Genomic DNA, 13,884 nt, shown 5'->3' with positions numbered 1-13,884 from the left:
TACCTTGGCGACGTGGACCCGCTCACACTTCCGCCACGCCGACGACGCCCCCGAATCCGCCTTCGAACGTGGCGACCTCGGAGATTCCGGCCTCGCGCATCACGACGATCGTCGTCCAGTCCGTGAACGAAAGGCCGCGGTCGAAGCCGGCGGACATCGCGTGGGTTGCGGAGGCGAACCGTCCCGCGTGGACGCGCTGGACGTCGCGCACGATCGGAGGTTGGCGCGAGCTGCCGAAGGCAAGCTCCATCACGCGGTCCATCGCGTCCTTTCGCCGGATCTTGCGCTGGACGAAATTGAGCGTCTCGGCGAGGACGAAGTCCGACGTCGTAACGTAGCTCCACTCGCGAGCGGCGATCCTGCGAAGGAGCTCGCCGGCCCGCTCGTGGAACCGGTCGCGCGGCGAGGCGAGGGCTACAAATGGGCCCGTGTCGACAAAGAGCGACCGCATGCGCGCTCTACTCTCCGTAGAGCGTCTCGTCGACACGGCTTGCGTCCGTCTCGGGGCCCTCGTCGGGCAGGCTTGCAAGCCAACGCTCGACTTGCTCGGGCGAGGGCGGGGCCCACGCCGCGCGTTTCTGCAAGACCGCCGTCGGGTCCTTCTCCGCTTGGCGAAGGAGGCGGGCGAGCAGTTCGCTCTGGCTGATCCGCTCCCCGGTCTCGGAAAGGACGAGGCCTTGCAGCCGATCGAGCTGCTTTTTGACGTCCTCTTCCACCCGAACTGTTGTTGGCATATACAAGGTGTATATTTGGTATCATATTTGTATTCTTTGGATTCGCAAGCCTTATCCCCCGCTGCTTTTCTGCCGCCGCGATGCGCGTCGCCAAAATCGGGGGATCGTACCTCGACTCGCCGCAACGGTACGCGCACGCCGCGCGCCTTCTGACCGAAGGGCCGCCAAGGCCGCAGGCCGTGGTCGTGTCGGCCATGGCGGGCGTGACCGACGGCATCCTCGCAACTGCTTTCGTGGACGGCCTTTCCGCGCGCGACATGGACGAGCTCCTGGCCTGGGGGGAGGTGGAAAGCGCCCGCGCGATGCATGCCGCGCTGCAAGGCGCCGGGATCGATTCGCACCTTCTCCTGCCCGACGATCCGGCCTGGCCGATCCTCACGGACTCCAAACATGGGGACGCCTCGCCTCGCGGCGAAACGTTCGACCGCCTGCGCGCGGCCTTGGAGCCCCTCCTTGCGAAAGCGGTCACGCCCGTCCTGCCCGGCTTCGTGGGCAAGGACGGCAAGGGCCGCCTCACGACGATGGGCCGGGGCGGAAGCGACCTCACGGCCGTGCTCGTCGCGCGCGCGCTCGCCGCGCAGGAGCTGGTCGTCGTCAAGGGCTCGCGCGGCAGGCCGTTACCGTGGAACGCGCCGGTCAATGGGGACTTCCTGCAGGCAAAGGCCGTCGCGGAGCTGCCCGCCGGGCTTTCCGTTCGGTTTGTGTATCCGGAGCGCGCCGATGGGTGAGAAGAAGAGCGCCGTCACCGCGATGTTCGACCGCATCGCCCCGCGCTACGACCTTGCCAACGCCGTCCTCACCGCCGGCGCCGACGCGAAATGGCGACGGCTCTCGGTGTCTCTGCTTGCGCCCCGCGTGGGCGATCGCGTGCTCGACGTCGGCTGCGGAACCGGCCGCCTCGCGGAAGCGGTGCTGTGGCAGCAACCGACGGCGCGCGTGGTCGCCGTGGACCCCGCGCGCGCCATGGCCCGACGATGCCGGCGCGACGTGCGCGGCGCCGACGTGGCCATGGCCGACGGCGAGCGCCTCCCGTTCCGCGACGCAAGCTTCGACGGTGCGGTCAACGGCTTTGTCCTGCGCAACCTGGAGGACCTGCCCGGTTTCTTCGCGGAGATGCGGCGCGTGCTGCGCCCCGGCGGGCGCCTTGTGAGCTTGGAGATCGCAAAGCCGCGCGGCGCCCTGTACGGCCCCATCCATGGGCTCTACTTCGGACGCCTCGTTCCACTGCTTGGCGGTCTTGTCGGCGGGGATGCGGCCGCATATCGTTATCTCGCGGGGTCTCTGGCGGACTTCCCTTCCCCGGAGGCTCTCTGCGGTCGCATGGAGCAGGCGGGGTTCGAGGCGGAGAGCGTGCCGCTGCAGCGGGGGGCGGTCGTGGCGTACGTGGCGCGGGCGGTCTGAGGGTGAGGCCCCTCGAACGCCTCACACCATTTCCCGCACGTCGGGCGCGTCGCGGTTCTTGTGGATGTGGTAGCCGATCACGGCCAGCGCCAACCCGAGAAGCACGGGCGGGACGCCAAGCGTCCACCCGGCAAACCCGCGCGTTCCGGTGAACATCACAAGCGCGCCCAGGGCCAGGAGGAACAGGCCGCCGACCATGAGGACGGCCGACACGAAACGGGCGTGTTCGGGCAGGGCGTCGGCGCGTGGCAGCGCCGTCATTCCGCCGCCCGCCGGGACCTTCCACTCCTCCCATCCCTCGCGCTCGCGTTCCCCCCGGTAGGCGAGAAGGGCCTCCTCCGTGTCGAACGAGAGGGGCATGGCCTTGTAGCCGCATCGGCCGCAGACGACGGTGCCCATGACGTCCTCGGTCCCTGGAATGAAGGCGTCGCCGGCCCCCACGGAAGGCATGTTCACGTCGGCCGAACCGCAGCGCAGGCAGGCGCGAAGCGTGGAAGTCACGCGCCTCCGAAGCTCCGACGGGTCATAAGCATGAGGGTGACCGGCAATACATTGATGCAACCACTGCTCTTCTCGGGGGCGCCCGATCGGGCAAAAGGGAGGCCAATCCGTGCACGCCCGCAGCATCCGAGCTTCGACCCTTGCCTGCCTTGTGTTGACTGCCGCGACCCTCGGAGCCGGGACGCACGTCGCCGGCCAACCCGAATGCGTCTCCGAAACGGTCGGACCGCTTTTCGGATACGCTTGCGCGGACGCCAATCCCGATGGGCCGGCCGCATCGGCGGGAATCTGCAGCGCCGCCATCGGGGCGGGGAGGGAAACGAGCTTGCCGTGTGTGGAATACGGTGCGATGCCTTGCGGTCACGCGACCCCCGAGGCGGCCTCGCAGCGCTGCGACGTTCACCCGCCAAAGGGCGGAGGCCTGACGGACGCTTGGCTTGACACGTGGGGTGACGTCATGTTCGGTCCTCTCGACATGCAAGCCCACCCGCTGCTCTTGAATGGGTACGGCCTTTCTGCCGACGGGGACGGCGTGCTGACGTGGAACGGATTGGCCGTCGCGACCTGCGTGCCGTTGCAGCTTCCGGGAGACGGAGGAACCGTCTTGGACGGGTGCGCAAGCGCGCTTGCCGCCGGTCTGCTGCCGGGAACCTACGTGGCGCAACTTTCGTTCACGAACCCGCAAAACGCGTTTGTGGGAGACGGTAGCGGTCTCTCGGGATTGGACGCTTCCGCGATCGCGTCGGGAACGCTCCCGGGCCCGCGATTGGCGGGCACGTACGGCGAAACCCTAGCGTTCCCCAACGCGGGCAATTCCTTCGCGGGCGCGTTCGACGGCTCGTTCGCGGGTACGTTCACGGGGGCTGCGGACGGATCGTTTGCGGGCACGTTTGCCGGCGCCGCGGACGGGTCCTTCACCGGGACGTTCACGGGCGCGGCGGACGGGTCGTTTGTCGGGACCTTCTCGGGGGACGGGTCCGGCCTTGCGGACGTTACCGCATCGAGCGTCGCACCCGGCTCCGTCACGGCAGCCGGCATCGGGGAACCTTGCCCGGCCGGATACGTTCTCAAGCGCATCGACGGCGCGTGGCAGTGCGATCGTCCGCAGGACGTCGTCGCTCGCCAGACGAAGGAGAGTTCGCCTCTCACGTCGGCGTGCGCGATCCTCGAGAAGGCCGTGCTCCAAGTTCCCATCCCCACGGCCGGGACCGTCGTCGTGCGCGGTATCGCCGCTGTCGCCCTTCAACACACCTCCGGCCAACGGGACGAACTCCGGCTTTCCCCGATCAAGCTCCCCGGGACGGCGCCCGGTTGTCTGCAAGCGCTTGCGGACAACAGCCCGTCGGCCGTCTCACGGCACACGGTCCCCGCCGGGCTTCCTTCCGCCAACGATTACGAGGCGACGTTGCCGCTGCATGCGACGTTCGAGGTGGAACCATCGGGAGCGGGAAGCGTCCTTTCCATCGGCCTTGCCGCGTGGATGCGCGAGGGAGGCGACGGCCTTGGCTTGGACAAGGTGCTTTCCTACTCCTTCGACGCCACGTTCGCCCCCGAGTAACCTTTATTCGCTGCTTGCGCGTGCCCATGGCAATGGGCTACGCGGACCTGCGCGAATTCCTCGCCGACCTCGACAAGCGAGGCGAGCTCGTCCGCGTCCGGGCGCCCGTGGATCCCGTCCTCGAAATGGGCGAGATCGCCGACCGGCTGGCCAAGCGGCGAGGCGGCGGACCGGCGGTCCTCTTCGAAAACCCGATCGGCTCTACGATCCCCGTCGCGATGAACCTCTACGGGACGCCCGCGCGCGTTCGGCTGGCCGTGGGTGATCGCGATCCCCGCGCCATCGGCGCGTCGCTTGCCGCCTTCGCGCAGCCCGAGGTGCCGCACTCGTTGCGGGAGGGCTTCGAGGCGTTCATGAAGATGAAGGACCTCGTCGTCTTTCCCCCGAAGGGCGTGCGCTGGGGCGATTGTCAAGCCGTTGTGAAGCAAGGCGCCGACGTTCGGCTGTCGGAGCTTCCGATCCTCAAGACCTGGCCGCTCGACGGCGGGCGCTACGTCACGCTTCCGCTTGTCATCACAAGGGATCCGGAAACGGGCAAGCGCAACGTGGGAACGTACCGCATGCAGGTGCTCGACGAGCGCCGCACGGCCATGCACTGGCAGACCCACAAGGGCGGCGCCATCCACTACCAGAAGGCCGAGGCGCGCGGCGAGCGTTTGGCCGTGGCCGTGGCCATCGGCGCAGACCCAGCCACGATGCTCGCGGGCATCCTGCCGGCGCCCGACGGGATCGACGAGTTCCTCTTCGCGGGCTACCTGCGCGGAGCCCGCGTGCCGCTTGTCAAGTGCAAGACGGTCGACCTCGAGGTTCCCGCCAACGCGGAGATCGTCCTCGAAGGATACGTGGAGCCGGGCGAGCGCGTCCGCGAAGGACCGTTTGGCGACCACACGGGCTACTACAGCATGCCCGACGACTTTCCGGTCTTCCACGTCACGGCGCTCACGCACCGGCGCGACCCGATCTACCCGGCCACCATCGTCGGCAAGCCGCCGATGGAGGACGGCCACATCGGCAAGGCCATCGAGCGCATGTTCCTGCCCCTCATCCGCTTGCAGCTCCCCGAGATCGTGGACATGAACCTGCCCGTGGAGAGCGTGTTCCACAACCTCATGATCGTCTCCATCAAGAAGCGCTATCCGGGCCATGCCCGCAAGGTCATGGCCGGCCTGTGGGGCATGGGGCAGCTCATGTTCACGAAGATCATCGTCGTCGTCGACGACGACGTGAACGTGCACGACCTTCGCGAGATCCTATGGGCGTTCCCCGGCCGCTACGACCCGGGCCGCGACACGTTGCTTCTCGACCGGATGCCAACGGACACGCTCGACCACGCCGCGCCCATCCGCGACCTCGGCGGCAAGCTTGGCATCGACGCGACGAAGAAGTGGCCCGAGGAGGGTTACACCCGCGAGTGGCCGCCCGTGATCGAGATGGACGAGGAGACGAAGGGCAGGGTGGACGCGCGGTGGAAGGAGTACGGGCTCCCCGACCCGGCGGGCGCGCGTTGAAAAAAGCGAGGAAACGATTCAAGAAGGTCCCTCCGGATCGGCGGACCCGGAGGCTGATTCCATCTCGAACCCGCGCACGGCCCGCGCCCTGCTTGCGACCGCCGCTTTGCTCCTTCCCGCACTCCTGGTCGTCCCGCCCGCCGTGGCGCAGGACCCAGGCCGCGTTGTCGTGGCCTTCGACGACCTCCCCGCGGGGACGGTCGTGGGGGGGCTCCTCCTGAACGGGCGCGTCGTCCAGGCCGATCCCGTGCTGCGCTTTGCCGTGGTGGATGTCCCGTCGGCCTCGCAGGCGCTTGCCTTGGCCCGCGGGATCCCCGCGGTGCGCTACGCCGAGGTCGAAGGCACGTACGAAGCGTACTTCACCCCGAACGACCCCCGATTCGCGCAGCAGTACGGGCCCGCGCGCATCGGCCTGCCCGAGGCGTGGGACCTCGGCCTTGCCACGACGAAGTCCGTCTGCATCGTGGACACGGGCACGCGCTGGACCCACGAGGACCTCGCGGGCTCGTACGTCGCCGGGCGCGACGAGGTCAACAACGACGACCTCCCCGACGACGACCACGGTCACGGCACGCATGTCGCCGGCACCGCGCTCGCCCGCATCCACAACGGCGTCGGCGTGGCCGGAGCCGCAAACGCGCCCCTCTACGTCTCGAAGGTGTTGTCCTCCCAGGGCTGGGGCACGTGGGGATGGGTTGCCTCGGGCATCCGCTGGTGCGCCGACGCGGGCGCGGATGTCGTCAGCATGAGCCTGGGCGGCGGCTTCTCGCAGATCGTCGAGGACGCGGTCGCCTACGCGGCCGGCAAGGGCGTTCTCCTCATCGCCGCGGCTGGCAACTCGGGCTACTACGGCCAGTGCATCGAGTGCGTGGGCTGGCCTGCCGCCTCGCCGCACGTCGTCGCCGTCGGCTGCACGGACCAGACGGACCAAGCCTGCTTCTTCACCTCGCTCGGCGGCCCGGTGGAGATCGCGGCGCCCGGCTACCAGATCGTTTCCACGGCCGCTCCGGACCTCCCCACGAGCGGGTGCGGTGGCGGCGGCCAGAAGTACTCCACGTGCAGCGGAACGAGCATGGCCACGCCGCACGCCTCGGGCCTTGCGGCCCTCGTTTGGGGCCACGCGCCCTCGCTCTCCGCCTGCCAGATCCGGCACGTGCTCCGACTCACGGCCACCGACCTTGGCCCGGCCGGATGGGACGAGACGTTCGGCTACGGCCTCGTTCAGGCCCGCGCGGCGATCGACCTTGCCGTCGCGGTCGAGCAGGGAACCGAAAGCCTGCCGTCCCGGTGCGACTTCACCCCCCCGACCTGCGTGCTTGCCGCGCCGGCCAACGAGGCGCGCGTTTCCGGACTTGTCACCGTCCGGGCCACGACGGCAGCCGGCGTCGCGCCCGTCGTCGCCGCCGACTACGTGCTGAACCGCGCAGGCGTCGCGTCACCGCTTGCCGAGGTCGCCGGCGGGGCCTTCGAAGGCGCGCTTGAAACCGCTACCGTGGCCGAGCGCTGGCACCGCCTGTCCGTGCGCTGCATCGACGCCGACGGCTTTGCGTCGGGCCGCGCCGCGTGGGTGCTCGTCGACAACCTGCCGGACCCCGTCGTCCGCATCGTGTTCGACGGCGTCGGCGGCCGGGGCGATCGCCTCCGCGTGGACGGCGAGATTGCGCCCCTGTTCCCCACGAAGGCGGCCCTTTGGCCCATGCAACCGGTGATCGTGCAGGCCGAGTCCCGCGTCGGGGATCCCAACCCGAAGCTCGAGCTTGGCATCTTCTGCTTCGGATGGACGTCGTACTGGGGCTGGTACGGTGGCTTCAAGCGGCTGCGCGAGAACCCGCAGGGCGGACACGACTACTACTACAACTGGAACACGGCCACCGAGCTTGGCAACGAGTGCGCGCTCGTGCCGTGGATCGAGGACGCCGGCGGCTACGCCTACGACGTCGACTTCGTGGTGGTGGGCGGTTTCCACTTCGCCATGGGCGCCCCCTCGGGCGGCGGGCCCGCGCTTCCGCCGGTCGAGTTGCTTCGGGACGCGGCGGTCGCCGCCGCGCTTCGGGGCTAGGATCCGGCACCCTCGGGCGCGCGCCCCGTGCGCGCGTCCGCGGGGCGTGCGAGCAAGCTGGAACAAAGCTTGCCCCCTGCGCCGCCTCCTTCTTGCCGGCGGCCGCGTGGAGGGTCGCCGGTGAGACCATGCGGGGACGCAGGAACCCGGAAGCAGGCCGGTGGAGGATCGTGGGCTTCGTCGCGATGGCGGTCCTGGCCGCCCAGGCAGTCGCGGTGCCGGCAGCCTCGGCAACCCTCCTGTCGCCCGAGGTCGACGCCGACGAGTGCAAGAACATCAAGGGACGCAAGAAGTGCTACGGCGGCTCCAGCGAATCGTACTGCGCCGTCGACTACTACGATCCCTACAACGGCGGCGGCGTCGACACGGCCGAGTGCCTGTTCAAGTGCGCCGCCAACAGCGTGATCGTCGTCCTGCTGTGGGCCTACGACAGCGACGCGGGAAGCTCCGCGTCGGCCGAATGCAGCAAGCTTGCCAAGTGCGCGCAGGACGCTCGCACGTGCACCGCTGCGGCGCGCACCGTCGCGGGCAAGATCGGGGAATGCTTCGGCTACGCGGACGAGACGTGGGAATCCGGCTTCTTCCTGTACTGCGAGGACGTCGGCGCGCAGACGGGCGAGTTCTGCAAGAACTTGAGCCAGTACGTCGCCGCGCTCAAAAAGGTCTGCTGGGCCATCCCCGGAGGCTCCGAGGAAGTGGGCGCGGCGACCTCGCGCGGCGGCGTCGGCCTTTGAGCGTCCCGTCCGGCGGCGCGGCCGGCGGGCTCAACCGTTCACGATCGCGCCGCCGTTTGGATGCAGCACCTGACCGGTGATGTACGAGGCGTCGTCGCTTGCCAAAAAGACGTAGCATGGCGCCACCTCGTCCGGCTCCCCGGGACGGCTCATGGGGTAGTTGGAGCCGAAGGTCGCCACGTCCTCGGCAGGGAAGGTGGCGGGGATCAGCGGCGTCCAGATGGGGCCCGGCGCCACGGCGTTCACGCGGATGCCGCGCTCGACGAGGAGGCCCGACAGGGATCGCGTGAAGGTGACGATGGCGCCCTTGGTCGCCGAGTACGCAAGGAGCTTCGGGTTGCCCTTGTAGGCCACGACGGAGGTGGTGTTGATGACCGACGAACCCTCGCGCAAGTGCGCAAGCGCGTGCTTCGTGAGGAAGAAATAGGAGTACATGTTCGTGCGGAACGTCCGGTCGATCTCGGCGGCCGTGATCTCTTCGAGCGTCTCGTGGCGGTGTTGCTCGGCCGCGTTGTTCACGACGACGTCCAGGCGACCCAACTCGTGCACCGTCCGCTCGACGTGCGCTTGGCAGACGCCCTCGTCGCCGACGTCGCCGGGCAGCAGGAGCGCGCGGCGGCCCTCCTTCTCGACCGCGCGGGCCGTCTCCTTGGCGTCGTTGTGCTCCTCGAGGTACGCGATCGCCACGTCGGCTCCCTCCTTGGCAAAGAGGGTGCAAACGGCGCGGCCGATGCCCGAATCCCCGCCCGTCACGACGGCGGCCTTGCCCGCAAGCTTGCCCGCCGCACGGTAGCCCGCTCCGCGGTAGCGCGGGCGCGGCCGCATCTCGCTCTCGCGGCCGGGCTGCCGTTCCTGCGTTTGGGGCGGGCGGGTCTGCTCCGGGGCCATGGCCGCACGGTTGTCGCGCGGTCGGCATGGGCCGTTTGGGACGGGGCGCGGTGGCGAGCCGGCGCTCGAGCGATGGATCACAGAAAAGGAAGACGGGCGGGGCGTCTCGCCCCGCCGCGGGCCGAAATTGCCCCCTAGAAGTCCATTCCGCCGGGGCCGCCGTGGCCGCCGGCCTCGCCGCCCTTGCCGGGCTCGAAGTGCTTGGCCGCGATGATGTCGTCGATGCGCAGGATCATCGTGGCGACCTCGGTCGCGCTCTGGACGGCCTGGGTCTTCACGCGGACGGGCTCGAGGACGTTTGCCTTCCACGAGTCGACGACCTTGCCGGAGTCGAGGTCGATGCCGGCGAACTTCTGGCCCTTCTCGTGGGCCGAGCGGAGGTCGACGAGCACGTTGATGGCGTCAAGGCCGGCGTTCTCGGCAAGCGTGCGGGGGATGATCTCCACCGCGTCGGCGAAGGCCTCGATGGCCAGCTGCTCGCGGCCGCCGACGGAGGCGGCGTACTTGCGGAGCGCGAGCGCGACCTCGATCTCGGGCGCGCCGGCCCCGGCCACGATCTTGCCGTAGCGGATGGCCGTCGCGACCACGCCGATCGCGTCGTCGAGGTTGCGCTCGACCTCGTCGATGACGTGCTCGCTGCCGCCGCGGACGAGGATCGTCACGGCCTTGGCGCCCTTGGCGCCGGAGACAAACGTGAGGGCGTCCTCGCCGATCTTGCGCTCCTCGACCGTGCCGGCCTTGCCCAGGTCCTCGCGGGTGAGGTCCTTGAGGTTCGTGACGACCTTGCCGCCGGTGGCGCGCGCGAGCTTGTTCATGTCCTTCTCGCTCACGTTCTTCACGGCGTAGATGCCCTCCTTGGCGAGGTAGTGGGCCGCAAGATCGTCGATCGACTTCTGGCAGAAGAGCACGTTTGCGCCGCTTCCCTTGACCTGGTCCACGAGGCGGCGGATCGTGTGCTCCTCCTCGTCCAGGAACGCCTGGAGCTGCGAGGGGTCCGTGATCTCGATCTTGGCCTCGACCTCGGTCTTCTTGATCTCAAGGGCCGCGGAGACGAGGGCGATCTTCGGGCTCTCGACGGCCTTTGGCATGCGCGTGTGGACGCGCTCCTTGTCGAGTACGACGCCCTGGATGAGCTCCGTGTCCGACACGGAGCCGCCCTTCTTCTTCTCGATCTTGATGTTGTCCTTGTCGACCGTCCACTTTCCGCCGCTCTCGTCGGAGACGGCCGCGACGGCCTTCACCGCGATCTGGGCGAGAAGCTCGGCGAAAGGAGCGCTGCCCTTGCTCGCAAGCGAGGTGCGGGCGATGCGCTCGAGCGTCTTCGTGTCCTTGATGTCGACGGACTGGGCCAGGCCCTCGAGCGTCTCGACGGCCTTGTCGCTTGCCAGGCGGTAGCCCTGGGTGATGAGCGTGGGGTGGACGTCCTCGATGAGGTCCTCGGCCTTCTTCAGGAGCTCGCCGGCCAGCACGACGGCGGAGGTCGTTCCGTCGCCGCACTCCTGCTCCTGCGTCTTGCTCACTTCGATGATCATCTTCGCCGTGGGGTGCTCGACGTCGATCTCCTTGAGGATCGTCGCGCCGTCGTTCGTGATGACGACGTCGCCCATCGAGTCCACGAGCATCTTGTCCATGCCCTTGGGGCCAAGGGTCGTGCGGACGGCCTCCGCGACGGCCTTTGCGGCCAGGATGTTGTTGCTCTGCGCGCCGCGTCCGCGCTCGCGCTTCGTGCCTTCCTTCAGGATGATCACGGGTTGGTTGCCCATCATGGTGCATTCCTCCGAAACGTTACTTCACTCGAACGGGTGTCCCCTCGTCCTTCTTCGGCTCCTCGCGCTCGATCGTGATGTCGAGGACGCCGTTGTTGAAGGTCGCGTCGGCCGTCGTGGGCACGACGCGGCAGGGGAGATGGATTTCCTTGAAGTACTTGCGGCCCGCGTCCACGCGCACGATGGCGCGGTCGGGGGTCACTTGGAGGCGGATGTCCTCCTTGGGCACGCCCGGGATCTCGACCGTGATGGAGACGCTCTTGTCGTGCTCGATCACGTCGGCCAGGGGCTCGCGGGCGTCGCCCACGTCCGGGGCGGTGTGGAACTTCGTGAGCTTGGTGTCGCCAAACTCCTGGAATTGCGGGCGCCCATCGGGGCCCACGCGGAGGCTAAAGCCGTAGACAAACGGCTGCTTGTCGGGCAGGCGGCCGACCTTGCCCATCTGATCGGTCATCTCCCGGAGCATGCGGTCCATCATGTGGCGCATGCGCTCGAACTCGCGGTCGAGGTCGCCAAAGGCGAACGGAAAGCCTCCGAGGCCGAAGGGGTCGTGAGGCTCCCGCGCCTCGCGCTTGCGCTTCTCGTCGGGAAAGTCGGCCAACGTGACACCTCCGGGAAGCGGGTAAAGGAAAGCTTCTATATAAAACTAACTCTGGCCTGCGCTTCGATACAAACGTATCGGTTTGTGCCGGGTCCCTGGCGGACGAGCCGGGCGCCTACTGGACGACGACGTTGTCGACGACCCAGCCGAGGAAGTTGTTGCCCGTCCCGTCCATGGAGTCGAACATGAACCGAACCTGCGTGCCCTCGCCGCGGAAGCTTGCGAGGCTCAAGGAGACCGTCACGGGGTTCGGCTCGTTGAGGCTGCGCGCGTCCCGCTGCCACAGGCTTGCCCAGTGCGTGCTCGGCGTGCGGACCTCCACGCGCATGACGTCGTAGACGCCCGAAGCGCTTTCCTTGACGTAGCGGGTCGTGAAGTTGAGGGTCGGCGCGGTCGAGTTCGTAAGGTTGACCGCCGGCGCCACGGCGCGACCCCACGTACGCCCGCCGGTGGCGTACTGGCAGCTGCTCGCGAGGTTGTACTGCAACGCGCTCGAGCCCCCCGCCCCGCCCCCGCAGTCGCTCCCGACGCGCCAGAGGCCCGACAGCGTCCAACCCGCCGGCACGGACGATCCGCCGAAGCTTTCGCTCACCGTGCGCCTTGAGCCCGCCGAGGTCGGGCGCACGTGCGTCGAGCTTCCGTCCGGATTGAGGCAATCGACCTGGTCGTACTCGTTCGGATGCATGTGGACGTAGTCGCGGTACACCTTCCACTCGGAGGGCGGCCGGCCCAGCGTGCGGGCGAAGGTGCCCTCGACGGAGCGCACGTTGAGCGTGCTCACGCAGTGGACCTGGTCGGGCGTGAACTTGTAGCTCATGATGTCGTACCAGGGGAACGTGGTGGATCGGAAGTCGCCCGCGTCGCCCGTGTGGCCGATGCCAAGGCAGTGCCCGAACTCGTGCGCGTTCAAGTCGAACATGCGGTGCTGTCCGAACTCGTTGACGGCGAAGTTCGTGTTGAGGACAAAACAGATGTTCTCCGTCGCGTCGCGGCAGGTCGTGACCTTCATGGCCCAGCCCGAGCCGGGGTGCTGGTGCCAATCGGGCGGAAGCGTCGGAGCGGCCCGGGCGGCGCCCGCAAGAGGCCCGTCGGCAGGCGGCGAGGACGCCGCCGAAGCGGCCGAGAGCGCCTGCAGAAGCGGATCGATGCCCTGGCAAGCGAGGTAGTCCCACGAGACGCCGATGCCAAGGAGAAGAACGGGGTTGTATTCGGCCGAGAGGACGACGATCTCCGGGTCCGCGACCGCGGCGACCGTCGGCACGTCCACGCCGACCGTGTAGCGGTGGATTTCGAGGTTCGAGGCAAGCCACGGCGCGCCCAACTGGAGAATCCCGTCTTCCCAGGCGTCGATCGACTTCTCGATCGCGTGGAGCCGCGGAAGCACGTCGGCGGCGGCCGGTGGGACGATGAGCACGTCCAGGACGTGCGTGTCCCAGTAGAACAGGATGACCTCGTGGTAGAGGTCGTCGTCGAAGTTTGCGGCGGCCAGGGGCCCCGCGGCAAGCAAGGCTGCGAGCGCGACACCGACCTTCCGACCGACTCCCATGGCTAGGCCTCCACCCGAGCGACAGCCAGGGGGCTCAAGAATGTTTTGCGCAATCCGTATTTGAAACAACGGTCGGGTGGCTCAGCCGCGTCGTCGGCGGGCGCGCATCGCCTCGCGTCCCCGCTCCATCGACCGGCCCAGGGAGCGGCTCGTGCCGCCGGCCCAGAGGTGGTCCGAGAAGAGGAGGAAACCCGCCGCCGCGAAGCAAAGGACCACGAGGCCCCCCATGGTGGCCCCGCTGCCGCCCACGGGGCTTGCCGCGCCGAAGGTGGCGCGCGAGAGCAGGCCCACGAGGATCATGCCGATGAGAAGGACGGACCACAGGCAGAAGGCGAGTCCTGCCGTCAGGAGGGGGCGACGCGCCGCGAACTGGCGGACGAGAAGCGCAGGCGCGCCCGCGAACGTCCCGCACAGCGCAAGGTAGGCGAAGCCCACCGCCGCGCGGGCGGGGTCGCGCGTCACGTCGAGCTCGGTGGGCGCGTGGAAGGACTCGAGCAGCAGCAGCAGGCCGACCGCCGTCAAGGCGAGCAGCAGGGCCGCGACGCTAGGCTTCACGGGAGCAGTATTGAAGCGGCCGGGATAAAATCG

General features: G+C 68.6%; 14 protein-coding genes. 6 read left to right on the top strand and 8 right to left on the bottom strand.

Annotation, left to right across the window (positions count from 1 at the left end; genetic code table 11):
- Nucleotides 1–22: 22 nt before the first annotated feature.
- Both VM681_00695 and VM681_00690 read right to left on the bottom strand, forming a co-directional pair.
- A complete protein-coding gene (locus VM681_00695; protein HVL86514.1) occupies nucleotides 23–451 on the bottom strand; it encodes a PIN domain-containing protein in 429 nt (142 codons plus the stop codon).
- A 7-nt stretch (nucleotides 452–458) separates the two neighbouring features.
- Entirely contained in the window at nucleotides 459–716 is a 258-nt protein-coding gene (locus VM681_00690; protein HVL86513.1) for a hypothetical protein, read from the bottom strand.
- Nucleotides 717–814: 98 nt separating this feature from the next.
- Between VM681_00690 and VM681_00685 the strand changes: the two genes are divergently transcribed.
- Nucleotides 815–1,462: a hypothetical protein gene (locus VM681_00685; protein HVL86512.1), complete on the top strand. Its 648-nt coding sequence runs from the start codon at nucleotides 815–817 to the stop codon at nucleotides 1,460–1,462.
- The gene (locus VM681_00680) at nucleotides 1,455–2,135 is read left to right on the top strand and encodes a ubiquinone/menaquinone biosynthesis methyltransferase (GenBank protein ID HVL86511.1); all 681 of its coding nucleotides are present in this window, start codon (nucleotides 1,455–1,457) and stop codon (nucleotides 2,133–2,135) included. Before VM681_00685 ends, VM681_00680 begins: the two co-directional genes overlap by 8 nt.
- 21 nt (nucleotides 2,136–2,156) lie before the next feature.
- On the opposite strand, the gene VM681_00675 is transcribed toward VM681_00680, so the two are convergent.
- Nucleotides 2,157–2,636 carry a hypothetical protein gene (locus tag VM681_00675; protein ID HVL86510.1) on the bottom strand — a complete coding sequence of 160 codons (480 nt, stop codon included), beginning with the start codon at nucleotides 2,634–2,636 and terminating at the stop codon, nucleotides 2,157–2,159.
- 457 nt (nucleotides 2,637–3,093) lie between these two features.
- On the opposite strand from VM681_00675, the gene VM681_00670 reads away from it, so the two are divergent.
- The 4 genes from VM681_00670 to VM681_00655 all read left to right on the top strand — a co-directional run bounded on the left by VM681_00670 (nucleotide 3,094) and on the right by VM681_00655 (nucleotide 8,495).
- Complete coding sequence (locus VM681_00670; protein ID HVL86509.1) at nucleotides 3,094–4,194, top strand: hypothetical protein; 1,101 nt, start codon at nucleotides 3,094–3,096, stop codon at nucleotides 4,192–4,194.
- A 32-nt stretch (nucleotides 4,195–4,226) separates the two neighbouring features.
- The gene (locus VM681_00665; protein ID HVL86508.1) at nucleotides 4,227–5,702 is read left to right on the top strand and encodes a menaquinone biosynthesis decarboxylase; all 1,476 of its coding nucleotides are present in this window, start codon (nucleotides 4,227–4,229) and stop codon (nucleotides 5,700–5,702) included.
- Between the two features lie 106 nt (nucleotides 5,703–5,808).
- On the top strand, nucleotides 5,809–7,761 hold the full coding sequence (locus VM681_00660; GenBank protein ID HVL86507.1) for a S8 family serine peptidase: 1,953 nt from the start codon (nucleotides 5,809–5,811) through the stop codon (nucleotides 7,759–7,761).
- Between the two features lie 170 nt (nucleotides 7,762–7,931).
- Entirely contained in the window at nucleotides 7,932–8,495 is a 564-nt protein-coding gene (locus VM681_00655) for a hypothetical protein (protein ID HVL86506.1), read from the top strand.
- Between the two features lie 30 nt (nucleotides 8,496–8,525).
- Here the strand turns inward: VM681_00655 and VM681_00650 are convergent, their stop codons facing one another.
- The 5 genes from VM681_00650 to VM681_00630 all read right to left on the bottom strand — a co-directional run bounded on the left by VM681_00650 (nucleotide 8,526) and on the right by VM681_00630 (nucleotide 13,851).
- Nucleotides 8,526–9,383, bottom strand: a complete 858-nt coding sequence (locus VM681_00650; protein ID HVL86505.1) for an SDR family oxidoreductase — start codon at nucleotides 9,381–9,383, stop codon at nucleotides 8,526–8,528.
- A 134-nt stretch (nucleotides 9,384–9,517) separates the two neighbouring features.
- Nucleotides 9,518–11,149: a thermosome subunit beta gene (gene thsB / locus VM681_00645; protein ID HVL86504.1), complete on the bottom strand. Its 1,632-nt coding sequence runs from the start codon at nucleotides 11,147–11,149 to the stop codon at nucleotides 9,518–9,520.
- Nucleotides 11,150–11,168: 19 nt separating this feature from the next.
- Complete coding sequence (gene hsp20 / locus VM681_00640; protein ID HVL86503.1) at nucleotides 11,169–11,750, bottom strand: archaeal heat shock protein Hsp20; 582 nt, start codon at nucleotides 11,748–11,750, stop codon at nucleotides 11,169–11,171.
- Between the two features lie 115 nt (nucleotides 11,751–11,865).
- Nucleotides 11,866–13,296 carry a hypothetical protein gene (locus VM681_00635; GenBank protein HVL86502.1) on the bottom strand — a complete coding sequence of 477 codons (1,431 nt, stop codon included), beginning with the start codon at nucleotides 13,294–13,296 and terminating at the stop codon, nucleotides 11,866–11,868.
- 81 nt (nucleotides 13,297–13,377) lie between these two features.
- Nucleotides 13,378–13,851 carry a hypothetical protein gene (locus tag VM681_00630; protein HVL86501.1) on the bottom strand — a complete coding sequence of 158 codons (474 nt, stop codon included), beginning with the start codon at nucleotides 13,849–13,851 and terminating at the stop codon, nucleotides 13,378–13,380.
- Between the last annotated feature and the right edge of the window lie 33 nt (nucleotides 13,852–13,884).

The organism is Candidatus Thermoplasmatota archaeon (assembly GCA_035541015.1).
Lineage (GTDB): Archaea > Thermoplasmatota > SW-10-69-26 > JACQPN01 > JAIVGT01 > DATLFM01.
This window is presented reverse-complemented; position numbering and strand designations above follow the sequence as displayed.

What these genes read in the sequence shown, in the direction of transcription:
- VM681_00695 (HVL86514.1), bottom strand. Translation starts at nt 451, where the DNA reads ATGCGGTCGCTCTTTGTCGACACGGGCCCATTTGTAGCCCTCGCCTCG.
- VM681_00685 (HVL86512.1), top strand. Translation starts at nt 815, where the DNA reads ATGCGCGTCGCCAAAATCGGGGGATCGTACCTCGACTCGCCGCAACGG.
- VM681_00680 (HVL86511.1), top strand. Translation starts at nt 1,455, where the DNA reads ATGGGTGAGAAGAAGAGCGCCGTCACCGCGATGTTCGACCGCATCGCC.
- VM681_00670 (HVL86509.1), top strand. Translation starts at nt 3,094, where the DNA reads ATGTTCGGTCCTCTCGACATGCAAGCCCACCCGCTGCTCTTGAATGGG.
- VM681_00665 (HVL86508.1), top strand. Translation starts at nt 4,227, where the DNA reads ATGGGCTACGCGGACCTGCGCGAATTCCTCGCCGACCTCGACAAGCGA.
- VM681_00650 (HVL86505.1), bottom strand. Translation starts at nt 9,383, where the DNA reads ATGGCCCCGGAGCAGACCCGCCCGCCCCAAACGCAGGAACGGCAGCCC.
- thsB (HVL86504.1), bottom strand. Translation starts at nt 11,149, where the DNA reads ATGATGGGCAACCAACCCGTGATCATCCTGAAGGAAGGCACGAAGCGC.
- VM681_00635 (HVL86502.1), bottom strand. Translation starts at nt 13,296, where the DNA reads ATGGGAGTCGGTCGGAAGGTCGGTGTCGCGCTCGCAGCCTTGCTTGCC.